At 55.9% G+C, this 21,324-nt stretch carries 19 protein-coding genes; 3 read left to right on the forward strand and 16 right to left on the reverse strand.

Annotated features, from left to right (window positions below; all coding sequences use genetic code 11):
• Nucleotides 1-62 precede the first annotated feature (62 nt).
• The 5 genes from MGLY_RS05340 to MGLY_RS05360 form a co-directional block, all read right to left on the reverse strand.
• A complete protein-coding gene (locus MGLY_RS05340; RefSeq protein ID WP_156272400.1) occupies nucleotides 63-3,200 on the reverse strand; it encodes an efflux RND transporter permease subunit in 3,138 nt (1,045 codons plus the stop codon).
• On the reverse strand, nucleotides 3,197-4,336 hold the full coding sequence (locus MGLY_RS05345) for an efflux RND transporter periplasmic adaptor subunit (RefSeq protein WP_170290931.1): 1,140 nt from the start codon (nucleotides 4,334-4,336) through the stop codon (nucleotides 3,197-3,199). The genes MGLY_RS05340 and MGLY_RS05345 overlap by 4 nt, the downstream gene beginning before the upstream one ends.
• A 134-nt stretch (nucleotides 4,337-4,470) precedes the next feature.
• Nucleotides 4,471-5,571 (reverse strand): TolC family protein, encoded by a 1,101-nt coding sequence (locus MGLY_RS05350; protein WP_246187419.1) that lies wholly within the window; start codon nucleotides 5,569-5,571, stop codon nucleotides 4,471-4,473.
• 72 nt (nucleotides 5,572-5,643) lie between these two features.
• Nucleotides 5,644-7,866 carry a stalk domain-containing protein gene (locus MGLY_RS05355; RefSeq protein WP_170290932.1) on the reverse strand — a complete coding sequence of 741 codons (2,223 nt, stop codon included), beginning with the start codon at nucleotides 7,864-7,866 and terminating at the stop codon, nucleotides 5,644-5,646.
• Between the two features lie 249 nt (nucleotides 7,867-8,115).
• Nucleotides 8,116-9,249: a zf-HC2 domain-containing protein gene (locus MGLY_RS05360; protein WP_156272406.1), complete on the reverse strand. Its 1,134-nt coding sequence runs from the start codon at nucleotides 9,247-9,249 to the stop codon at nucleotides 8,116-8,118.
• Nucleotides 9,250-9,882: 633 nt separating this feature from the next.
• Here MGLY_RS05360 and MGLY_RS18440 point away from each other — a divergent pair.
• Both MGLY_RS18440 and MGLY_RS18445 read left to right on the forward strand, forming a co-directional pair.
• Nucleotides 9,883-10,311: an HAD family hydrolase gene (locus MGLY_RS18440; RefSeq protein WP_156272410.1), complete on the forward strand. Its 429-nt coding sequence runs from the start codon at nucleotides 9,883-9,885 to the stop codon at nucleotides 10,309-10,311.
• Between the two features lie 2 nt (nucleotides 10,312-10,313).
• Nucleotides 10,314-10,898, forward strand: coding sequence for an HAD-IC family P-type ATPase (locus MGLY_RS18445; protein WP_170290933.1), 585 nt, complete (start codon nucleotides 10,314-10,316; stop codon nucleotides 10,896-10,898).
• A 194-nt stretch (nucleotides 10,899-11,092) separates the two neighbouring features.
• Here the strand turns inward: MGLY_RS18445 and MGLY_RS05380 are convergent, their stop codons facing one another.
• The 10 genes from MGLY_RS05380 to MGLY_RS05420 all read right to left on the reverse strand — a co-directional run bounded on the left by MGLY_RS05380 (nucleotide 11,093) and on the right by MGLY_RS05420 (nucleotide 20,021).
• Complete coding sequence (locus MGLY_RS05380; protein ID WP_156272414.1) at nucleotides 11,093-11,350, reverse strand: PIN domain-containing protein; 258 nt, start codon at nucleotides 11,348-11,350, stop codon at nucleotides 11,093-11,095.
• The gene (locus tag MGLY_RS05385; RefSeq protein WP_156272416.1) at nucleotides 11,347-11,571 is read right to left on the reverse strand and encodes a hypothetical protein; all 225 of its coding nucleotides are present in this window, start codon (nucleotides 11,569-11,571) and stop codon (nucleotides 11,347-11,349) included. The genes MGLY_RS05380 and MGLY_RS05385 overlap by 4 nt, the downstream gene beginning before the upstream one ends.
• A gap of 287 nt (nucleotides 11,572-11,858) precedes the next feature.
• Nucleotides 11,859-12,425, reverse strand: a complete 567-nt coding sequence (locus tag MGLY_RS05390) for a hypothetical protein (protein WP_156272418.1) — start codon at nucleotides 12,423-12,425, stop codon at nucleotides 11,859-11,861.
• Nucleotides 12,404-12,619, reverse strand: a complete 216-nt coding sequence (locus tag MGLY_RS18970) for a hypothetical protein (protein WP_054937506.1) — start codon at nucleotides 12,617-12,619, stop codon at nucleotides 12,404-12,406. Before MGLY_RS18970 ends, MGLY_RS05390 begins: the two co-directional genes overlap by 22 nt.
• 140 nt (nucleotides 12,620-12,759) lie before the next feature.
• Nucleotides 12,760-13,128: a type II toxin-antitoxin system HicB family antitoxin gene (locus MGLY_RS05395; protein ID WP_156272420.1), complete on the reverse strand. Its 369-nt coding sequence runs from the start codon at nucleotides 13,126-13,128 to the stop codon at nucleotides 12,760-12,762.
• On the reverse strand, nucleotides 13,121-13,366 hold the full coding sequence (locus MGLY_RS05400; RefSeq protein WP_062280629.1) for a toxin HicA: 246 nt from the start codon (nucleotides 13,364-13,366) through the stop codon (nucleotides 13,121-13,123). The genes MGLY_RS05395 and MGLY_RS05400 overlap by 8 nt, the downstream gene beginning before the upstream one ends.
• A 64-nt stretch (nucleotides 13,367-13,430) precedes the next feature.
• Nucleotides 13,431-17,159 carry a S8 family serine peptidase gene (locus MGLY_RS05405; RefSeq protein WP_170290934.1) on the reverse strand — a complete coding sequence of 1,243 codons (3,729 nt, stop codon included), beginning with the start codon at nucleotides 17,157-17,159 and terminating at the stop codon, nucleotides 13,431-13,433.
• A gap of 201 nt (nucleotides 17,160-17,360) precedes the next feature.
• Complete coding sequence (locus MGLY_RS05410; RefSeq protein ID WP_156272422.1) at nucleotides 17,361-18,092, reverse strand: WecB/TagA/CpsF family glycosyltransferase; 732 nt, start codon at nucleotides 18,090-18,092, stop codon at nucleotides 17,361-17,363.
• A 104-nt stretch (nucleotides 18,093-18,196) separates the two neighbouring features.
• A complete protein-coding gene (locus tag MGLY_RS05415; protein WP_170290935.1) occupies nucleotides 18,197-19,159 on the reverse strand; it encodes an LCP family protein in 963 nt (320 codons plus the stop codon).
• 235 nt (nucleotides 19,160-19,394) lie between these two features.
• Nucleotides 19,395-20,021, reverse strand: coding sequence for a copper amine oxidase N-terminal domain-containing protein (locus MGLY_RS05420; protein WP_156272423.1), 627 nt, complete (start codon nucleotides 20,019-20,021; stop codon nucleotides 19,395-19,397).
• A gap of 310 nt (nucleotides 20,022-20,331) precedes the next feature.
• On the opposite strand from MGLY_RS05420, the gene MGLY_RS05425 reads away from it, so the two are divergent.
• Entirely contained in the window at nucleotides 20,332-20,517 is a 186-nt protein-coding gene (locus tag MGLY_RS05425; RefSeq protein ID WP_054937499.1) for a hypothetical protein, read from the forward strand.
• A 142-nt stretch (nucleotides 20,518-20,659) separates the two neighbouring features.
• On the opposite strand, the gene MGLY_RS05430 is transcribed toward MGLY_RS05425, so the two are convergent.
• A complete protein-coding gene (locus tag MGLY_RS05430; RefSeq protein WP_156272424.1) occupies nucleotides 20,660-21,241 on the reverse strand; it encodes a TetR/AcrR family transcriptional regulator in 582 nt (193 codons plus the stop codon).
• Nucleotides 21,242-21,324 lie beyond the last annotated feature (83 nt).

A 21,324-nucleotide genomic window follows, 5' to 3' on the forward strand; every position in this document is an offset into this window, starting at 1 on the left:
TAGATTTCTAGAGATCCGCCAGAGCCGGGTAAAGTATGGCCGGCAAACCCTGCTTTCCTGTTTTATTTGGTGATTGAGCTCATGACAGCAGGAACAGGGTGTTGTTTTTTCCTGACAAATAAGATTCCCAGATCATCAAACAGGGAGTAGATGACGGGAACTACGACCATGGTCAGGAGGGTCGCCGCTAAAATACCACCTATAACGGTGGTGGCCAGGGGTGAAAAACGTTCCGACCCTAGGGCCCATTCCAGGGCCAGGGGCAGCATCCCGGCAACGTCGGACAGGGCCGTCATCATAATGGGGCGAAAGCGGGTTTTAACGGACTGGATAACAGCCGTCTCCCGGTCAGCTCCTTGTTCACGGGCACGCAGGATGTAGTCCACCAGGAGAATGGCATTATTGACTACCGTACCGGCCAGCAAGATAAAGCCAAACATGACCGGCAGGGAAACGGGCTTGTTGCTGTACAGCAGGGCCAGGGCGACCCCAATGGCAATCAAAGGGATGGAGATCATAATAGTCAGCGGGTGCAAGAAGGACCTGAACTGGGCCACCAGCAGCAGGTAAACCGCCACCACGGCCAAGAGCAGGGCGAAGCGCAGGTCGGCACCGGATTCTTTGAGATCGGCCTGTTCGCCCGTTATCGTCACTTCATACCCGTCCGGCACCTTTATATTTTTTAAAACGCGTTCGACGTCGCCGATGACATGACTGAAAGGCCTGCCGTAGGTAAATCCCAGGACATCGACGGTCTGGTTGAGATTTTCCCGGGTGACTACATCTGCTCCCCTGGTCAAACTTATACTGGCCAGATCCTTTAATGGCACCTGCACTCCTGCCGGCGTGGTCAGGCGGAGATTTAAGAGTTCTTCCAGGGAATCACGGTTTTCGGGTGCATACCGCACCTGAATATCCGTGTCTTTCTGATTAGGCATTTTTAAGCTCGAGGCCCGGGTCCCTTCAATGTTCGCAAATACCTGCCGGGAAACCATCTGCGGTGTCAGGCCCAGCTCTGCTGCCCGTTTGGCATCAATCTTTAAGTCTATTTCCGGAGTGGTTAAGGTCCAGCTCCGGTAGATATTGACAGCCCCGGGTACCTGTTGCAGGGCAGCGGCAATCTCCTCCGCCAGGTGATTTAAAACCTCGGGGTCCTTACCGGTTATGCGGACATCAATTGGCGCCCTTGTGGTTGCTATGGCCGTACCACCGCTTTCTTTAACAACAAATGTCTGCACCCCCGGCAGCCGGGCAATTTTGGCCCGCAACCTTTCTTCAATAGTCCAGATGTCTTCCGTGCGCTCTTTCCTGCTGGTCAGGGTGACCGTTATGTAAGCCCTGGTTACGCCCTGGACGCCGCTGTCACCCAGGTAATGGGCCCCTGCCTCATAGCCTATGCTGCTATGATATGTCACAACGCTGGGCTCTACCGCCAGGAATTCTTCCACCTGCCGTACAATGGCGCTGGTCCCTGCCAGCGAGGTTCCCGGTGAGGTTTCCAGGGTGATAAAGAAGGAGCCAGCGTCGAGCTTGGGCAAGACCTCCACACCGATCAGTCCCAGGATCCGGATACCTATAATCAGCAGGAAAACAGCCAGGCCTACGGTTAACAAGCGCAACCTAAGGGCATGCCGTAATATGGAAACATAAAATTCGCAGGTGGCATCCATCAAGCGGACAAAGGGCCAGGCCAAAAAACCGAGGAACTTTTCAAGCCAGGCAAACCGCAGTCCTTGCAACAGCACTGTAAATAAGGGAATCATGGTCACAGCGACAATAAATGACGAACCCAGGGCCAGGATGAGGGTCAACCCCATGGGGCCAAAAACCCGCCCCACAAAACCGGGGATAAACAGGAGGGGTACCATGACGATGAGAGTTGTAGTAGTACCGGCCAGCACCCCGAGAAATATTTCTCCGGTCCCATCAATGGCCGCCCTCAGGGCATCTTTACCCAGCTCCACCCGGTGCCTGGTGATATTCTCCACTACCACGATAGCATTATCTACTACCATACCGATGGCCAGGATCAATGAAGAAAGGGTAATAAGGTTCAGATCCAGCCCGGCTACCTTCATCAAAGAGAAAGTCATTAAAAAAGAAAGGGGCATGGAAAGGGCCACAATCAGGCTCTCTTTCAAGCTGACTATGAAAAACCAGATAATTAAAGTTGTAAATAGCAGGGCAGTGCCAATACTGCCAGTCATGTTGTCAACAACCGAACAGGTAAATGAGGCATCTTCACTGGCTATCACGAAATCCAAAAAGGGATATTTCTGTTGCAAATCCGCTACTTTTTCCTTGACCCCGTCTACTACGGCCACAGTATTGGCATCCTTTTTCTTGATAACCTGGAGGGATAGAGCCGGCTTGCCTTCAAAGCGAAACTCGCTGCGGTTTTCGGCCTGGCCATCCTCCACCCTGGCAATATCCTTCAGGTAAATAAGGTTGCCATTGCGGTTTTCTATAATGGTACGGCCAATATCGGCAGCCCCGTTAAACTCATTGACAATGCGGATTAGATATTCTTTCTCCTTTTGGATAATGTGGCCGCCGGGATCAGCTATATTCTGGGTACCGAGAGCGGCAACCACTTTGTCCAGGGGTATCTGTAAGGCCTCTATCCGGTTGCGATCTGCAAAAACATTGATCTGGTGCTTGTAACCGCCAAAAATATCAACGGCAGCCACCCCGTCCACCATCTGCATTTCATTCTTAATATCATTCTCCAGCAGGGTGCGTACGGCGGTCATAGGGACTCTGGTACTGCTGACGCTGTAGGTAATAACAGGTTTATCCGACGAACTGAACTTCATTACCTGGGGTTCCTGAATCCCGGCTGGTAAATTTCTTTTGATACGGTTAATCGCATTTTGCACATCAACAGCCGCTACATCAACATCCCTGCCGTACTGAAATTCGACCTGGACTACGGAAAGGCCATCCTGGGAGGTGGAGGATATTTTTTTTACTCCTTCCAGCGTGGCGAACTCTTCTTCCAGGGGTTTACTCACATTTCTGGCAACATCTTCAGCAGCAACACCTGGATAAGCGGTAACTACATTAACCAGCGGCGGTGCTGTTTCCGGAAAGAGCTCTATTTTTAGTGAGTTTTTAGCAAAAACGCCAAAGATAATCACAGCAATAACCAGGGCAAAAACAGTGTACCGGTGCTTAAGTGTATAGGCTGCCCAGTTCATTGCTCTTGCCCCCCGTCGTAGAGGTAAACAGTACGGCCATCATATAATTCCGTTAAATTAGTAGTTGCCACCACGGTATTTTTCTCCACACCATCCAGGGCTTCGATGTAGTCATTATTGGTGATGCCTTTCTTAATTTCCCGGCGCTGGACCTTGCCTTCGATGACGGCAAAGACGAAGGCTTTCCCGCCATCCTCCATTACCGCCTGGCGGGGGACCAGGATGGCTTCCTTTTTTTGTTTCAGGATAAATTTTGCGTCCATACTGTTGCCTGGCCTCAGCTCCTTGCTAACCTCCCCCGGTAAGGGGATTTCCACTATGGTTGTACGGGAAACCGGGTCGGCAGCCGGATGGATTTTGCTTATTTGGGAAATAATTGGTTTTACCGAGCCAGTACGCATCTGCAACATGACTTTGGTACCTACCTGGACTTTGGGCAGCTCCACTTCCGCCAGCTTGACCTCTACTTTAAGGCGGTTAACATCGGCAATGGTCACCAGCGGTTTGCCCGGGATGGCTAGATCACCGGCATAACCGGACACATCCGTAACAACACCATCCACAGGGGTGTTCAAGGTAGTATTATTTAAGGTAACCTGGGCCTCCTCTAGCATAGCCTCAGCCTCTTTGAGATTAGCTTCAGCTTGTTCCAGGGCGTGCCGGGCATCTTCATATTGCTTGGCTGGTATAACGCCCTGCTCATAAAGGGATTTATTCCTGGAAACTTCTTTCTGCCAGTAAGCCACGTTCGTTTTAGCGCTGGCTACTTTTTGCTGTAAAGTATTGGTTCGGGCAACAAGCTCCCGGTCATCGAGGATCACCAGGGGTGTCCCCGCCCGCACAAAGTCTCCTTCCCTGGCGTCCTGCTTAAGGATTGTTGCCGTTATTTTGGCAGCCAGAAACACCTCGTGGTCCGAACGGACGGTCCCCACATAGGTAAGGGTTTCCTCGATTGGCCCGGAAGTCACGTGAACCGTTTTTACCGGTAGCCCTACCTCCTCCCTCGCTGGCGGTGGGGTACGCAAAGCTGCGACCCGGTTATAGGTCAACCTGCCACCTGCATAAATCACCAGGCCGATAAGAAAAAATGTCACTCCCTTTCCCAGCAAGCCGATCAATCTAACTTTACTTGCCATAAAGTTGCCCCCTCCAAAAACTTGCACCCAGTATGTTAAAAAACGATTGTGAGTAAATAGATACTTTCCTAAGGTGACAAATAAACGCCCGGCGCACGATAAATCATAACCACCAGGCATAAGTAATAAGCAAGCTACATGCCTCCTGCCGATATGGCCCAGGGCTTCTCAAAGGCAAGTTTTAAATAGGCGTGCTGGCGCACGAGATTGTCCAGGGCCTGCTGCGCCTGGACCACCGCCACTTCAGCAGCCACCACATCCGCCTTGATGCCCATCCCTGCCTCGCACCTGGCCCTCTCCACGCGAAGTTTCTCTTCGGCCATTTTCAGGGCCTCCAAGGCCGCGACGTACCCTTCCTCCACCTGCCTGGCCTGATAGTATGCCGTACGCGTTGCTTTGGCCATGAGCTCTCGCACGCCGGCATAGTCAAGCTCAGCCTGCTCGAGTTCCTTCTGCCGGGCATCATAGGGTGTATAGGAGCCCGTAAAATACATCATGTCGGCGGCCCAGCGTTTTAAATCTATATTTTGCCGCGCCTTCCACACAGCGGGGGCTTTTTCCAATACCCGGAATACCGCACCGTCCAGGCTGTCCACTTGTAAAGGCTCGAATTTTACATCATCGATGAGCTCGGGCCTCGCCCCGGCATCCAGACCTATTGCCTGGTTTAAGGCGTTGTAAGCGTCATCCAATGCGTGCCGGGCCTGCTCGTAGTTCTTTATAGCTTGCTCATATTGCGACTCAGCTATCATTTGCGTCGAGGGTGCCACAGTGCCTGCCGCTGCACCCGCCCTGGCGTTCTGGAGGTTAATTAGAGCCTGTCCCTTAAGCTTCTCTTGTAGAGATAGCTTGCTACCAGCAACCTGAACGTCCCAGTATTTCTTACACACATCCAGGACCAGGGCGTCTACCTTCGCCTCGTAGTCCTTCTTGCTGGCCCGCCAGGCGAGGTCAGCAGAGAGAAGCTTGTTCCAGCTCGCCTCTATTTGCGGGCCGTAAGGACCGCTGTAACCACCCTCAACCGGGGTGAATTGTACATTCTCCTGGGCGTCGTCCCTGATGGCCTTGGTGCGCTCGATTTCGGCTTCCGCTTTTTTAAGGTCCATATCGTGATCCAGGGCCAGCTTGATAGCCTCGTCTAAACTCAGCGTATCCTGGGCAGCAGCCCATTGCGCCGTACCAAAGAACACTAAAAGGCTTACAACCAGAGTTAGCACCTTTACCCACCGTTTCAACCTGACACCCCCCCAAAGTTTAAGGACCCGGGTCCGGAGGTGGACCCGGGTCAAGCAAGTCTTGTCAAGAGCTTACAGCGTCATGCTCACCGTCTGGTCGGCTTCATTCCAGTCGACCTGGGCACCGAAGGCCTGGGCAACCCAGCGGAACGGCACCATCACGCGGCCGTTTACCACTTCGGCTACCACGTCCATGGTGATGGGGGCACCGTTGATGGCCATGATCGCGCTGCCCGGAGTGACCTGCACAACACGGCCCTGCCCGATGAAGGTGGCTTTAACGCCGTCCCAGATAATGTTTTCTGGCGAAATGCCCAGGGCATAGGCCACATACCTGGTCGGCAGGTAGGTACGACCATCCTTAATGTATGGAGCCACGTCCATAGTAGCCTGGATACCGTTTACGCTGTAGGTAGTGCTGTTAATCTGGAACGTAGCGCTGCGCTTCGTTTGTATTGCGCTGACAACTTCAGCATTTACTACTTTAACTGCATAATCAGTGTCTTCAAAGAAGGCTTCATCGTCATCCTCGAAGCCACCCGACTCTACATCAAAATCGGAACCGTCATAGTAAGCCGTATGGTCCGTTTCAACAATTGCACTGCCGCCGATCTCAACCTCAATGTCACCCTCGGTCACGGTGCGGTCGACGTTGTACTTGATCCCGCTGATAACGATGGTGCTAGGTTCAGTGCTTTCATCACTGAAGGTAATTACCAGCACATCGTTATCATCATCGTCTTCGTCAACATCAACGTCGTCGATTTCCAGATCTCCAGACGTTACCTCGACATCAGGAGTTCCGTCGAAGGTAACATCCTCGGGGAGGGTGATCCTCAGTTCACCGTCGGCATCAATAGCTTCCGCTGCCTCTTCGGTTATGGTGATGTTCCCAGCCGCCTGGCCGCTCTTGCCAATTAGAACCGTAGTCTTTTCCACTTTAACCGATACCGGAGATACAATCTTAGCGACGGTGATCTCTTCAGTCTCTATATCCTGGGTACCGCTAATCTTGATCTTAAGGTCGCCCGTTACTCCGGCCTCGAGGGCTACCTGGTTATCTTCGATGGTCAGCTCAGCAGCATCGGTGGACTCGTTTTGAACCTCCAATTTGAGGGTCCGGTCATCAGTTCCCTCAAGACCTGCATAAATTAGTTCAACGCCATTATCGCTTACAACCACTTCACCTTCTTGCCAAAAGTTACTATCATCGCTAGGCGGATTAGGTGCTACATATTTACCGCCAAACATAACCCATCGTGCGTTGCTTGGAAGAGTAAGTTTAATAGTTTTACCATCATCCAGGCTACCTTCAAGACCTTCTTTAATGGTTATGTCACTGATATCCTGTTCATTAAGGCCAGCATACACCTTGGTATCAGGATCGTCGGCTTCTACAGTCACACTGTAGTCGGCATACTGCCCTACTACAATCTCGGACGGGGTTACGTCGTAGTCACCCTTGACTTTTACAGTTACATCGCCATAGTCAGCCTCGTCTTCGTCGTCTATATTAATATCTACCCAGAATTCAAATCCTATTGCTTCTTGGCTTTCACTCCCGTCGGTCTTGATTATCAATTCATCTTCATCCGGGTTAATTTGAATATCACTGCTTGTCAGGTCACCCCAAAGTACATTTAGGCCAGAAACCGTTCCCCATTCAAGTCCACCAGGCAATACCAGCTTCAATTCATCGCCGCCGTTGAGCGTTCCTGCTACATTTTCTTCTACTCTGATTTTGACCCTACCGCCATCATCCGTAAACTCGTCGTCCTCGATGACGCTCACTTCCAGTGCCCCGTCGCTAACTACCTTGGCGATCACTACCTTGCCATCCGGCAGCGGCCCGGAAATCCCATCGATGGTAACCGCCACATCGCCTTCTGCGCTATCGGATACGTCTACGTTCTCAAAGGCCACAAATAATTCTGCTTTTCCTGAGTAGGTAGTAGTGGTAACGGTTAATTTTAGCGTATTTTCATCAATATAGGTAAGCTGTGCAGTTGCACCGTTAGGTTGTGCAGCCCATTCAATGCTGTATACAGTATCAGTAACTACGTCAAAGTCATTTGGTAAGGTTATCAATGCCTGAGCTGTAGTATTTGCTGGCATCGGGTCGATTTTTACGCCTAGTTTACCAAGTGTACGGAGACCGTCATTCTGTATTGTAGGTACATCAACTGCATAGTACGATGTCCCTGCAATAGCCGGTCCGGCAAAGGGCACCATCAAACCGACCAGCATGGCCACGGTAAGTAGAATCGACAACCATTTCTTCCTCGTTTTAAGCAACTTTCTCCCCTCCATGAAAGATTTGGTTTTAGTTTTGATTTGGAGTTTGGTATTGCTGCATCCTTGGCAGCATTTGGGTATTCCCGCCGCTCTTCACCGCTCCCGTCGCACCCGGGGGCCGGATTTATCGCGGGTGTATGGAACGGACGGCGTGCGGGACCGCATCCCCCCTTTTTCGCTTTTCACACTAGCGGGGCTGTAGCACCCTGCCAGCGCTCTATCTCTACCCCGCCACACCGTATAGACCGGCTAACGGAGTTTGAGCCACACGTTTACCACTTCCTTGCCAGCTTCCAGCGTTTCGCGATCGAGATCTTGAAGTTGCCGCTCTAAGGCTTTGGCCAGCGCCTGGCTCTCGCTGTCCTGCTTGCCTGCCAGCCTCTGGTATTCCAGGAGATTGCGATCGAATTCAGCTGTTATATCCACAGTTTCTCTCTCGAACTTGAACTCATGGCCTAGCCGGGCTATTTTCTCCAGGAATTGATCTGTACTGCCTGTGGGCAGCACTGCCCTCAGTATGGCCTCTTCCTGCTGGTACACCCACACTTCCCTCGGCCTCACGGCGCCCGCTTTTTCGGCCAGGACGGCCACTACTTCTTTGGCATAGGGCAGATTATCCACTTCCACCTTTACCATGGTGGTCCGTATATGCCTGCTCCTGCTGAGGAAGACCTTCTGCTGGCTACCGTTCTCCTGGCCAGCGGCAACGCGCGTATCAGTATTACCCTGCACCCGGGGATGCTGTTCGGCGGCCGTATTCCCCGGCGGGCTGTCCCCTGCACTCCTCTCGCTATTTGGCGCAGGGGTCCCGGGTCGGGTCTTTACCTGTTTTTCTCCCGCACCGGGCCTATATCCATCAGGAACCTTTTTGCCTGCTCCGCTGTTCCCGGGCGTTGCCGCGGCCTGCTCCTGCTCTCCGTCGCTCATTTTCTCGCCCGCCGCCGGGACGCCATCACCGCTTTCAGCGACCACCACCGTACCCGGAACCGGGGGACTACCGGAATCCCGCCACACCGTCAGGCTTCCCGTATTTGCGCGGCCGTACTGCAGCACCCCCAGGCCCACGCCCACCACAATGACGGCCACCAGCGCGACCAATCGCCACCTGGTAATATAAGAAGGGGATACAACCGGGAGCCTGCGGGGACTTTTACCCTCCTCCAGTTCCTCTATACACTTCATCACGCTGTCAACAAAACCGGGAGGAGCTTTCACCTGCCGGTAGAGTTCTTTCAGGCCGCGAGAAATTTTCTTCAGAGCCTCAAGCTCCGCCCGGCAGGCCTCGCAGGACTCCAGATGCTTCTCTAGCGAACTCCTTACCTCATCCCTCAGCTCGTCATCTATATAAGGCGATAACAATTTCTTTGCCTGCCGGCACCTCATTTTTAACGCCACCTTTTCCGAGGGGTCATGCCGTTCCGGCGTTTTGCTCCCGGAGCTACACGCGGCCTCTCCCACCGGCCTTCCTGCTTATTAACACGCATGACGAGCCCGAAAGTTTCGCTTCGCCGGGAAAAAATTTATTTCTTCCATGTCCCGGCCGGGCCTTAAAGCCGGGCGCACAAAAAAAATGCGCCCGTACTAAATCGGGCGCATAGACAGCCTACGTTTACTATTTATTGCTATATATAGGATTAATTTAACATAACTACCCGTGTCAAAGGTGGCAAAGGCATTTGGTGAAGTCAGGGAGTGAAATCGATGAACGGAGGAAACACGTACACGGATTGGAACATATCTGCGCCAGCACAGTGCCCATCTTTACCGCTCTTAATTTCGATGAACTGCAAAAAGTCAACAACCTAATCCGGAAAAAGGAGTACAAGAAAGGTAACGTGCCCAGCAGGAGAAAGCTCGCAGCCAGCAATTACTGGAAAATTTCGACCGGTATTATACTCCGGGGATTATGGTCGCCTCCGCCTTGACGTATCTGGTGACGAGAAACCCTATCATCGCCTTGACCCTGCTGGTGATCGCCTGCCCCGGAGCGCTAGTGATCGCCACGCCGGTTTCCATATGGCCGGTATAGGCAATGCGGCCCGCCGGGGAGTACTCATCAAGGGAGGAGAACACCTGGAAAAGGCAGGAAAAATCCAGGTAGTGGTGCTGGACAAGACCGGTACCCTCACCCGGGGCCGGCCGCAGGTGACGGGATGCTGGGTCAACCGCGGCACGGAAACGGATATGCTGTTGAAAGCCGCCGCGGTGGAAAGGCTGTCGGAGCATCCCCTGGCCAAACCCGTGGTGGAACGGGCAGCAGAAAAGAGACGCATACCTGAAGCCACTAATTTCCAGGTACTTCCCGGCCATGGAGTAATGGCTACGGTAGCAGGAAAGAGGATATATGTTGGTAACCGCAAGCTGATGAGGGAACAGGGCATCGCCATTGATGCTGGGACTGAGGAACGCATGGCAGCAGAGGAAAGGCCGGCCGCACCGCGGTAATCGTGGCAGAGGACCAGGAAATCCTGGGAGTAATTTTTATCGCCGACGTACCGCGGGAGGAGGCCCTGACCCTGGTACCCCGGTTCAAGCGTATCGGAGTTGAAAAGGTTGTGATGTTAACGGGTGACAACCTCCGAACGGCGGGAGCTATAGCGCGCCAACTGGGGATAGATGAGTTCCGGGCGGAAATGCTGCCGGAAGAAAAGGTGGCGGTAGTCAAGAGTTTACGGCAGGAAGGCCAGATTGTAGCCATGGTGGGTGACGGTATTAACGACGCTCTGTCCATGGCGGCCGCCGATGTAGGCATCGCCATGGGGATGGCCGGGACGGACGTGGCCATGGAAACGGCAGGCCTGATGCTGATGGCCGATAGTCTGGCCAAACTCCCTTACGCCATCGGCCTTACCCGCCAGACAATCAGGAACATTAAACAAAATATCACCTTCGCGGTTCTGGTGGTGCTGGTGTTGCTGGTGGGAGTGATCGGCGAGGTAGTCGTGCTCTCGTCAGGCATGCTGGTCTACGAGGCCAGCGTCCTGCTGGTGATCCTCAACGCCATGCGGCTGCTTCATTACCGGGAAGTCTAGCTATGCCCGGGCCGACGAAATCAAGTTTCTAGCAAAAAGAGGCTACAAAGTTACTGTTGCCAATGAACCGCATTTCTGTTGCTTTTATGCGGTATGCCTTTGTTATTTGTTCTCTGACCAGCGCCGGCCAAAATACTATTTAGGAATAAAAGAGCCCTGGAGCAGCAGCCCGGCGCCTGGGACCGGGAAAACCATCATGTTCTGGCTGGAAAAGCAATGAGGGACCGCGAGGTCCCTTGTTTTATTTGGCTGCTATATAGCTTAAAGCCAAACTGCTTAAAATGGTCATCAAAAGCAAATGCTGTACTCATTTTAAATCGTTTCATGACGGCAAAACTGATTGCATCTACGTAACTGGCCTTTTGCATTAAATCTAAAGCATGGGTATGATTTTCATCGGCCCTGTTGAGTATAGCTACTATAGCGCTGGTATCAATCAAGACCCGCATCAACTTTTGTGCTCCCTGGATATATAGTAATCATGACGCCTCGACAAGTCTGCCGGCCCTTCAAAAACGCCGGCCATGCGCAAAAGGTTATTCCCAGGCCAGAAAGTTTTATTTTGATGAGTACCTTCCCTGGTTATTTTTTTAGAGAAAAGCAATATCTTTTTTGCCTGTCGCTCATCAATTTTTTCCAGCATTCTTTTCAGTTCTTCCTTGGCAGTACTCATTATGGTATGCCTCCTTAAGTTAATCCACCTTTATTATACAATCACTTTGTTACCACTTCAATGTTCAGGGTAAACGGGTGTTTGGTTGGAGTTGAGGATCGCGCCGCCGGCCTGCTGAACAGTTTGAGCCGGCCAGGTGACGGAGCGCAATACCTCTACCCAGGACCTGTCGCAACAGCTCAGCACCACCCTGGAGCAGTAGCAGGCTAAAGTGGCCCAGATAAACGCCGCCACCGACCGGGAGGAGAGAGCGAAGCACGAAATAAGGGACCGCGAGGTCCCTTAACTTATATACACTTGCTTCTGAATTTAATCTCCGCTAATAAATTTTCAACGCCTAATTCTCTGGCCCATGATTCTAAGTATTCCATATTCAGATTGCCAAATTGTACTTCATATACGCGCAAAGCGTCTGTTAACTGTTTCTCGCTGCCGCCGGCCAGCTTTGCCCACCTTAACTTGGCTAATATGGTGTCTTCAGGCCGTGATACAACAATTTTCTGCCCCATAAAGCAGTTTGTAACCCTACGGGAAAAACGGGATTGATCGAAAGGTTGGTCTGTAAGAATCCAAAAATCTACTTTATCCCCCGTGGTCAGATCGATTAAATTAAACATGCTCTTCTCCGCGATAGCAGCTAAAATGCTTTGTTCATCCAGGTAATAATCCGGCGGTGGAAAAGCGGCCGATAATTTTTTGAGAGCATTTTCAGGAACAGCTACAACAATATCGATATCGTGGGTTAGACGGGGTTCACCTTGAAGACTGGAGGCAAGAGAACCGGTCAGCATATACTGGATACCAGCGCTTTCGAGTACACTAATAACCCGTTTCAATAATTCCTGTTGTGACATTTAACAAGTCGCTCCAGGTAAATTTTTTTTATTTCCTCTTCAGGAAGATCTGGGTACCTCTGGCGTAAACCGTGCAAGAATAGCTGCCTGCCGAACTCGGAAAGCTCGCAAGCTTTCAGCAACCTTTGCTCAGGAGTCATCTTCCTTAGGACTTCAATATAAATCTGGTGATTGGGCCGCGGTTTCGGGTCCATAATATATCCACCCTTTCAAACTACCCGCACTGGTACGCTCGCAGCGTCGATAACAAGCCGTGTAGCACCGGAACAGGTGATGCTTTAGCCCGGCAATGGTCCACCCGCGCCTTAGGCTGCCAGGCCGGGGGCGCTCCCCATTATCCCTTCTCAGGCTTATAGCCAATCCCACGAGCTAACTGGTAATTGATAAATTGATTAAGGCTGGTATTTTCTTCTCTGGCCCTCTCAACCAGCGCCCGGTGTAAAGATCTGGTAGTCCGGATTAATATGCGGCCGCTATATTCCTCATGGGATGCCGGCTCTGGAATTGGGTCGCCATGTTCCAGGGCATCGATCAACCAGCAACGTTTTGCATCTTCAATCATTGCCAGGGCTTCTTCTTTTGTCTCCCCCTGGGAAAGGCAGCCCGGCAGCTCAGGTATTTCTACCGCATAACCACCTTCGGGAGAAGGGTATAGAACTATTCTATAGGGTAACTTCATATAATATGCAAGATCTTTATTCATCTTCATCTGCCCCCTCTAAAAGCTTAATAGCCCTTATTACATAGCTTTGTAATACATATGGCTGCCGGTAAGGTATAACTAACTTATATTTTCCCTTTCTGTATATGTAATGGCTTGATCCTCCACCCGGCTGAGATCTTATAAAACCAGCTTTTTGCAAAAGTTTATCTATCTCATCAAAGCGGACCGTTTTGGGGTTTCTTTTAATTTTTTCTAGCAATTTTTCAAGCTTGCCCATGAAGCATTATCCCTCCGGTCCTTAAATTATGATAGCATATATGTTAGCATACTGCAATAAATATTCATTTCACCCGTGCCAGGACGGCCGCGGCCTGGGCGCGGGTGAGGGGGGAAAGGGGGGCGAAGACGCCCGGCGCCACGCCGCGCATGAGGCCGGCGGCGTAAGCGCGGGCCACGGCCTCCCGGCCCCACGCCGGGATATCGTCCCAGTCGCGGAAGGGGAGGGAAGCTGGGATGGGGACGCCCGGGTCCGCTGCGCTGGGGAGGGAGCTGGCCGTATCAGATACGCCCGGCAGGAAGGACCCCGCTTGTGCGGCCGAGGATTCTTGCGAGGGCGGGGCGGCCGTTCCTGCGGCCAGGTTGACCACGCCTGTTGCGTCGCCGCGGCCGGTTTTTTTACCGGTGATCTCCAGGTAGCGGGTGAAGAAAGCCGCCGCTTCCACGCGGCTGACGGGCTGATCCGGGCGGAAGCTGCCGTCCTGGTAGCCGGCGACCAGGCCGTGGGCCCAGGCCGCGGCCACGTCCGCCCGCGCCCATTCCGGGATGCCGGCCGCGTCGCTGAAGGGCAGGGCTTCCCCGCCGCCGGGCGCCCAGCCCGCCAGGCGGCCGAGTATTGCTACCAGTTCCACCCGCCGCACCGGGCTGTCCGGACGGAAGCTGCCGTCTTCATAGCCTGCCAGCAGGCCCCGGCCGGCCATTTTCTTGATGTCCTCTTCCGCCCAGTGGCCGCGGGTGTCCCAGAAGCCCTCTTCCCGCGTGCTGTCCAGGTCAATTTTCTGCCCCGCCACGCCGCTCGTCGCCTGGTCCAGGGCCACCAGGAGGACGCTCTTTTCCCCGCCGGTTAAAAGCCGCTGGAAGTCGCCCCTGGCGTCCAGGGGGATTACCTCCTGCCGGCCGTCGTCAAAGTTCAAGTACAGGCGGCCGGCGGTGGTGGTCCCTTTGAGGAGGACACCGCCTTGCTGGGGCAGCACCGAGACGGCCAGCAGAGGCGGCCGGCTGCCGGGCAGCCCGGCGGCCGCCACCTGCGCCAGGATGGGTCCCCGGGGGCTTTCCAGCAGGGTCAGGGTCACGGGCACCCAGGCCGGCAGGCCGGCGGCGTCCACCCGGTAGCCGTTTAAAGTGACCAGGGTGCGGTCGCTTAAGGTATAGCTGCCGCCGTCGGCGGTGCGCAGGAGGCCCTGCTGCCTGTCGACGCCGGCCAGGACTTTAACGGTTTCAGCGGCCGGGGTAGCTATATCGACCCGCCAGGCCTTCCCCTGGCCGGGCACTGCCGTCAGGCGCACCCAGTCGCCCGGGGTCAGGGTAGCGGCGCCAACCGGCAGGCCCCAGCGGAATACCTGGGTGCCGTCGTCCAGCTCAAAGAGGCGGAACTGGTTGGCAAAATCCATGAGGTACAGGTTGCGCCGGTCCGCGCTCACATAAAGGACGCGGCCGTAGGTGACGGAGCTGTATGCCGCCAGGGTAATTATCTCGCGGCTGCCTGGCATGAGGTTCAGGGCCACCCAGTCGCCGGGGCGGACGGCGGCCACCTGCACCGGCTCGCCGTCGCGCTGGACCGGCGCGCCGGGGAAGAGGGTGTAGGTAGCGCCCGTGGCCAGGGTGAGGCTGCTACCGTCAATCCTGGCTACCTTTCCCAGGGCCAGTTCCCTTTTAACGGCGATGTATTCCACCAGTCCCGTTACCGGGTCGAGGACCAGGCGCACGGCCATACCCGGCACCAGGGACCCGGGTTCGGCCCGCCCGGCGGCGCCGTAAGGCAGGTCGGCCCTGCCGGCGTCTACCAGTTTGTCGGCAAAGGTAACGGCTACTCGGGGGCTAAAGACAAAGGGCGCATCCATCCCCAGGAGCCAGAGTTCCCCCTTTTCCAGGTCGATGCGGGTGAGAATGCCTTCTTTTTCCTGGTAGCCGGCCTGGACCCGCCACAGGGTCTGGGTGGAGGGGTTTAGGGTAGCGCTCAGGGCGAAGCCGGGCGGCAGGTCCCGGACACTTCCTGGACGGTTATTTACAGCCAGGCTGCCAGCGGGATTGAAGTAGTAGCCGCCGGTCCGGGCCTGGCTGTTAATCTCCAGGAATAAATCGCCCTCGCTGGTTCCCAGGGCCTGGACGCCGGCGGCCTGCCAGCGCCGGCCCACGATGTACAGGGTATGGGGCCCCAGGTAAGCGTCGGAGCCCGGGAGGATGTGGGCAGCGTCAGCCGGCGCCGCCACGCCGTCGACGCAGTTTTTAATGCCCCCTGGCGGGGCTGTAATGGTGCGGCCTCCAGTTAAAGTTACCTGGTTGGCGCCAGGAACCCCGGCCACTACTCCTCGCTCCAGGAGCTGGCCGAAGGCCAGGGCAAAATCCTGGACTGGCTGCCGGGTCCCAGGTAGGGCGCTTTTATTAATGGCTACGGCCCGTACTTTAACGGTATAAATGCCGGGGGACGGGTCTTTTATGTAAACTTTCTCCAGGTTGTTGCTGTGGTCGGCTTTGCCGGCACCGCTATAATCATTACCGAAAAACTGCCGGCCGTCGGGCGCAATTACCACTAGGTCCAGGTCGTTGACCAGGGCGGCCGCCGCCCCGGCCGGCGGCACCGGGTCGGTCCAGGCCAGGGTGGCCTTGAAGGGCGCCGCTGCGGTAGTCACTTCGACCCGGAAGGTCATCTCCTGCCCCGCCTCCAGGCCTTCGCCGGCGTCCACCAGGTGCATGGCCTTTTCCTCCAGGGCCAGCACCGTACCGGCCAGGTCCAGGATGCCGGGAAAAGCAGCCGTTGGCCCGGCAGGCGGCGTCCAGGCGCCGTTGACGAGGGCGGCTTTGAGGAGGGCGGCCGATGGATCGGCAAAGCCCTTTGTTTTCAAGTACTGGCGCAAAACGGCCGCGGCACCGCCGGTCACAGCCGCCGCCTGGCTGGTGCCGCTCTGGACGTTATAGCTGGCATTGGGAGGGAAATTGCCTTCTACCAGGCGGGAGCGCGGGGCAACAATACCCGTACCCGGCGCCAGGAGATCGGGCTTATAACGGCCGTCACCGGTAGGGCCGCAGCTGGAGAAATCAGCCTGGCGGCGAGCGTCGCTGGCGTCGGGGCTGAAGGCGGGGCGCACGGACTCGCTCGCCCCTACCACCAGGGCGTTTTTGCTGTTGGCTTCGGTAGTAAGCGACCCCTGGACCGGCCCGCTGTTGCCGGCGCCGAAGATGGGAAGGAAGTCGGGGTACTGGCGGACAAAGCTGTCAACCTGGACGGCAGCGTCGCGATAGGCGTTGGGACCGCCGCCCCAGCCGTCAACGTGGACACGGACGCCGGCCTCATAGGCGGGGCGGAAGAGGCGGGTCAGGTCTTCGGGGGGCGCCAGTTCGCCCCTGGAATTTAACAGGCCCTGGAAATAGATGCTGGCCCCGGGGGCAATGCCGCGGTACTGGCCGTTTGATGCCACACCTGTACCGGCAATAATGCCGGCCAGATGGGTGCCGTGGCCGGCAGGGTCATCGGCCTTTTCCCTCCCGGCCCAGCTCTTGAGCATGACCACTTTGGGCATCTGGCCGGGGGTGCTCTGCAGGTCGGCATGAATATCGCTCACGCTGCCTGCATCCAGGCCGCTGTCGGCTAAACCTACAATCTCGCCTTTGCCGGTAAGGCCGCCCGGCACCACCAGGCCCGGCGCCGCCAGGGGGCGGGCCCCGGTGATATCGGCGGCGCGGTCGGTAAGGAAGCCCCGGCCGTGCCAGCCGGGGGGAGGTCCCAGGAGGACTGCCAGCAGGAACACGGAAAGCATAGTTACCCTGGTAGTAGTTCTCATATTATGTAAACTCATGCTTATGAGTATACTCCTCATGTAAGCTTTCCCTCAAACTTCTCACAGTGGTAGCCAGGTAAGCTGGTTTGTTATTAGCAGCTTGCATCCTGGAGCTGTAGCCAGGCCAGGAAACACAGCAGGACGCTGCTCGCTTGAGGGTGAGGGATTGTTTGGCTTTCAGGCATTGAGGCTGGTCCTGGTATATAGTGGGCATGGGAATCAGCCCCTATTACGGGCCTGCTGCAGTACTGCCAGCATAAACTTAGGCAGGGCCAGCGTTCTTTTGACCCTCCCGGGCTCCTGGAGAACCCGGTACAGCCACTCCAGGTTCAGCCGCTGCATCCAGGCTGGTGCCCGCTGTACCCGCCCCGCCAGGACATCGAAACTGCCCCCCACGCCCATAGCTACCGGCACCTGGAGTTCTTCCAGGTGGCCGGCGATCCAGTATTCCTGTTTGGGGGCGCCCAGGCCCACGAGGAGAATATGGGGCCGCGCCGCTTTGATAGCCTCTATAAGTCCCGGTATTTCCCGGGATGACAGGTAACCATGGCTGGTGCCGGCCACCATAAGGCCGGGATGCTCCCGCTGCAGCCGGGCAGCTGCCGCCTCAGCCACGCCGGGAGCGGCGCCATAGAGGTAAAAGCGCCAGCCCTGGCGGGCCCCCGCGGCCGCCAGGGCCTGGAGGAGGTCGATGCCCGTAACCCTTTCCGGCAGGGGCGTGCCCAGTTTCCGGGCCGCCCAGAGGATGCCAGCGCCGTCGGCCGTCACCAGGTGGGCGCGGTTGATGAAGGCCTGGAGTTCCGGCTCGCGGTAGGCCCGGTAGGCGATTTCAGCGTTCAGGGTCACCACGTGGTGGGGTGTACCGGCCCTGATAAACTCTGTCACCCTGGCCACAGCTCCGGCCAGGGTGAGGGGATCTACCCGGTTGCCCAGGACACAGCAGCTTGACATAAAACACGCTTCTCCTTCGCCAAGAGTGGGGAACAGTGGAATTATAGCGGCGCGTTTGCACCGGCAGGCAGCCTAGGGAAGCTGCTCGTAGCGGCCACTTTTTTTCACCGCAGGTTGGGAATGGCGGCCAGGGTTTCCGCCAGCTTCTTCTGATCGACCAGGTAGTAGCTGACGCCGTCGACGTACTTGCCTTCTCCCGGTACCAGGTGCGCGGTCATGGCGCTGCTGTTTAGATCTTTCATGCTCAAGGCCAGGGAGAGCATTTCTTTGAGACTGAGGTTGGTCTTGACCTCTTTACTGATTTCGCTGACGAGCCGGGGTATCTTGGGAATAGTGCTCAGCTTTAACGTCTGGTCGACTACGGCTTTCAGGAATTTCTGCTGGCGCCCGATCCTGGTGATGTCTCCTTCCGGGTCGTAGCGATAACGTACGTAGCCCAGGGCGTCGTGGCCGTTCAAATGCTGTAATCCCGGGCGGAGATTAATGCCCTCTTCCGGGTAATACATGCGCTTGTCCACGTCGATATCAACGCCGCCCAGGATGTCAATGATCTTTTCAAACCCCTGGAAGTCGACTTCAACATACTTCTCGATATGGGTGCCCAGGAAATCGTTGATGGTGTCCAGCAGGAGCTGGGGGCCGCCCAGGGCGTGGGCGGCATTGATTTTATCATAGCCGTGGCCGGGTATTTTTACCCGCGTGTCCCGCGGTATGGAGAGGAGATCAACCTGGGGTTTCCTGGGATCAAGGACCGCCAGGATAATGGTATCGGACCGGGAAGGCTCCTGGGGCTGGCGCCGGTCGATACCAATGAGCAGGATGGTCTGGGGCTGACCGGGTGCCGCCTCGGCCAGGCCGCTACCGTCCCTAGCGTCGCGGGCGGTTGCCAGGCTGCCGTCCAGCCACAGATTGGCCAGCCGGTAGCCGGCAAAGGCAAAGGCACCAAAGGTAAAAAAGGCCAGCAGGATTATACCGAAAATCAAAGGTAAGGAGCTGCGGCGCCGCCCGGCCTGGGCCGCCCCTTCACCCCAGAATTCAGTTTGACGCCTGTCTGGTGTCGCCACCATGAGCTCTTCCCCCAAACTTATAGACGCTTAATTAGCCCTCCAGGTTCCCCAGTCCGCAAAAATTCTTCTTCCTGACAAAGGAACGGGCGCCTGGCGCGCCCTGTGCAGTTCCTGCTGTAGCTGTACAGATTATCAACCTGCGTCCTCGCCCCGGGCTGCCCGCCGCTGCTGCCGGGAGTTTTCCTCCTGACAGGCAACCAGGGGGCCGGCCACAGGTATCCGGCCGGTAGACCAGTCATGGCCTGATGGTGATGGTCAGCGTAGCCTGGTCCCAGTCCACCCTGGCTCCCAGACCCTGGCTGATGACCCGCACCGGCACCATGGTCGTCCCGTTGACCATGGCTACCGGCGCCGGAAGGTCACTCTTGCGGCCGTCAAAGGTGCCGGTGGTAGTACCGATTTTCAGGACGACAGAATGGGCCGCGGTGGTATAGCTGACGGTTTGGGCTGCTTCGTTATAATCAACTTTAGCCCCCAGGGCCTCGCCGATGAAGCGGAAGGGGACCATGGAGGTGCCATTGCCCGTCTGGTAGGGAGCAACCGGCAGCTGTTTGGCGCTGCCGCCCACGTAGGCCGTCCTGCTGCCGATAGTTAACTTAATCACCGGGCGCTGCTCCAGCGAAGCTATCCTGGCTTCCAGGTCGGCAATCTGCTTGTTGATGTTGTCAAGCTGGCCCTGCAGCTCCCGGGCACGGCTGTCGATATAATTGTCGACATAAGATTTGGTCACCAGGGGGTCCTGGCTGCTGCCCGGCTCGGGTCCCCCGGCCTGGACTGACCGGCCGGCAAAATAAATGCCGGCGGCCATTAGCAGGGCCAGGGGCAGGAATATTTTCCAGTTGCGTAAGGAAGGTTGCTTCATACCACCGGTGCGCCTCCTCGTAATGGAAGTCAGGAGCAGGCAGTCGGGATTCGGATTGCCTGTGGGAACGGAGGGTGCTAAGACGTATCTAGTTTTTATTCGACACAAAAGACGAGATTCCTGTTGGCAATTTTTTGTCCTGACGAGGAGAAATAATTGCAATTTTTTTTCAAGCTATAATTCACAAAGTACCTGTCTTTGTGGTATAATAAGAATGGGGGTAACGAGAGATACTATTTAATAAAACAATCTAGTTTTCCTGCAATTCCCCCGGTTTACTTATTTATAGCGAAGAAAGGAGGCATAAAAAATGTTAAAGGACATCCAGCGCAATCTCCTCCGCGAACGCAAGGCGCTCTTGGAACAGTGGGCCTACGCCTCGGAAAGGGAACGGCCCCACCTGCTCGTCAGGATTATGGACATTGACGAGCAGCTTGAACTGGGCAAAAGCAAAAGCAGGCCCCAGGCCAGGCTTCCCAAGCGAAATGTGGTCTAGGAGGAGTAAAAAGGCGCGGTTTTAAACCGCGCTTTTTTCTTGCCGGCCCGGGGGCAGGTAGGGCAAGCGCCAGGGTGAGGCGGCGGGACCAGGAGCCATGCCGGGCTGCAGGCGCCCGGCGGCCCGGACAGTTCCGCCTTCCCTAGCCGCCGATGCCCTGGAGAATCATCTCCGTGGCTGCGCTGGCGATTGCGGCCGGATCGAAATCCGTATCGCTTTCAAAGAAAAGCTGGTGCCCCAGGGCCACTATAAAACCCATGATCAGGTTGGCGGCCAGCCAGGGCGACACCGGGCGCATTTCGCCCCGCCTGGCGGCCGCCTGCAGGTATGCGGCCAGGCGTTGGAGCATTTCTTGCTTGGCGGCGAAGAGCAGCCGCTGGGTGGCGGCGTCGATGGGTGGGTGGTCGCTCAAGAAAATTCTGGCAATTTCCCGGTGCGTCTGGAAGTAGCCCAGGCTTTCCCTAAAAAGGCGCTCCAGGAACCCGGCCAGGGCCGGCTCCTGGCTTACCTCCTGCAGGTGGTCCAGGTGGTCGTTGAAAAGGTGCAGTAGCAATTGCTGGAAAAGATCTTTTTTGCTGCGGAAGTACTCGTAGACGGTCCCCTTCCCCACCCCGGCGGCCGCGGCGATGTCGGCTATTTTAGCCTGGTAAAAGCCGCGGGCAGCGAAGATCTTGGTGGCGGCGGCCAGGATCTGCTGGCGCTTGTCGCCTGTCGCGCGGGTCATACCTCTCCCCTCCCCTTACTCTTGCTTTCCATACCTGCTATTTACATTCCCGGCTCCGGCCTCCCCGGGCGGGCCGCAGGCGG

This window comes from Moorella glycerini (genome assembly GCF_009735625.1).
GTDB lineage: Bacteria > Bacillota > DSM-521 > Neomoorellales > Neomoorellaceae > Neomoorella > Neomoorella glycerini.

Bases quoted from the DNA above. Each gene is read 5' to 3' on its own strand.
- MGLY_RS05385 (WP_156272416.1), bottom strand. From the start codon at position 11,571: ATGAGTACTGCCAAGGAAGAACTGAAAAGAATGCTGGAAAAAATTGAT.
- MGLY_RS05360 (WP_156272406.1), bottom strand. From the start codon at position 9,249: ATGAGGTGCCGGCAGGCAAAGAAATTGTTATCGCCTTATATAGATGAC.
- MGLY_RS05405 (WP_170290934.1), bottom strand. From the start codon at position 17,159: ATGAGTTTACATAATATGAGAACTACTACCAGGGTAACTATGCTTTCC.
- MGLY_RS18970 (WP_054937506.1), bottom strand. From the start codon at position 12,619: ATGGACCCGAAACCGCGGCCCAATCACCAGATTTATATTGAAGTCCTA.
- MGLY_RS05395 (WP_156272420.1), bottom strand. From the start codon at position 13,128: ATGAATAAAGATCTTGCATATTATATGAAGTTACCCTATAGAATAGTT.
- MGLY_RS05390 (WP_156272418.1), bottom strand. From the start codon at position 12,425: ATGTCACAACAGGAATTATTGAAACGGGTTATTAGTGTACTCGAAAGC.
- MGLY_RS05400 (WP_062280629.1), bottom strand. From the start codon at position 13,366: ATGGGCAAGCTTGAAAAATTGCTAGAAAAAATTAAAAGAAACCCCAAA.
- MGLY_RS05430 (WP_156272424.1), bottom strand. From the start codon at position 21,241: ATGACCCGCGCGACAGGCGACAAGCGCCAGCAGATCCTGGCCGCCGCC.
- MGLY_RS05420 (WP_156272423.1), bottom strand. From the start codon at position 20,021: ATGAAGCAACCTTCCTTACGCAACTGGAAAATATTCCTGCCCCTGGCC.
- MGLY_RS05340 (WP_156272400.1), bottom strand. From the start codon at position 3,200: ATGAACTGGGCAGCCTATACACTTAAGCACCGGTACACTGTTTTTGCC.
- MGLY_RS05345 (WP_170290931.1), bottom strand. From the start codon at position 4,336: ATGGCAAGTAAAGTTAGATTGATCGGCTTGCTGGGAAAGGGAGTGACA.
- MGLY_RS05425 (WP_054937499.1), top strand. From the start codon at position 20,332: ATGTTAAAGGACATCCAGCGCAATCTCCTCCGCGAACGCAAGGCGCTC.
- MGLY_RS18440 (WP_156272410.1), top strand. From the start codon at position 9,883: ATGGCCGGTATAGGCAATGCGGCCCGCCGGGGAGTACTCATCAAGGGA.
- MGLY_RS05415 (WP_170290935.1), bottom strand. From the start codon at position 19,159: ATGGTGGCGACACCAGACAGGCGTCAAACTGAATTCTGGGGTGAAGGG.
- MGLY_RS05410 (WP_156272422.1), bottom strand. From the start codon at position 18,092: ATGTCAAGCTGCTGTGTCCTGGGCAACCGGGTAGATCCCCTCACCCTG.